Genomic DNA, 579 nt, shown 5'->3' with positions numbered 1-579 from the left:
GAGCAGTCCGGCACTGAGCAGCAGGCCGGCGGCGAGGAAGTAGGGCAGCGAGGGGGTGTGGGCGAACATGAAGCCGGCGACGGCCGGGCCCATCACGGTGCCGATCTGCCAGCCCATCGAGCTCAGCGCGATCGCCTTGGGCAGGAGCACCGGGGGGACGATGTTGGGGGCGATCGCCGAGAGTGCCGGGCCGTTGAACACCCGCGCGGCGCCGTGCGCGGCGGCGAGGCCGAACAGCAGCGGCAGGCTCAGCGCGTCGTGGCGAGTGGCGAAGGCCAGCGCGAGCGCGATCAGGCAGTCGATCGCGTTGGCGAACAGCACCACGTAGCGCCGGTCGAAACGGTCGGCGGCGACTCCGGCGACCGGGGTCAGCAGGAACAGCGGCACGAACTGCGCGGCACCGAGCAGGCCGAGCATGAAGGCGGCGTCCTTGACGCCCATGCCGTATTGCTCGCGGGCGACGTCGTAGGTCTGGTAGCCGATCAGCACCACCACCGAGAGCGTGGCGAAGACCGACAGGAAGCGGGCGAGCCAGAAGCGCCGGTAGTCGGCGATCTGCAGCGGGGAGGAGGGTTGGGG

Annotated in this window: 1 protein-coding gene; it reads right to left on the bottom strand. The window is 71.0% G+C overall.

Annotation, left to right across the window (positions count from 1 at the left end):
• Window positions 1-579 (bottom strand): MFS transporter (locus J7528_RS24015; RefSeq protein WP_291879882.1); only part of this gene is annotated, 579 nt, incomplete at both ends.

The organism is Caulobacter sp. (assembly GCF_017744445.1).
Taxonomy (GTDB): Bacteria; Pseudomonadota; Alphaproteobacteria; order Caulobacterales; family Caulobacteraceae; genus Caulobacter.
This window is presented reverse-complemented; position numbering and strand designations above follow the sequence as displayed.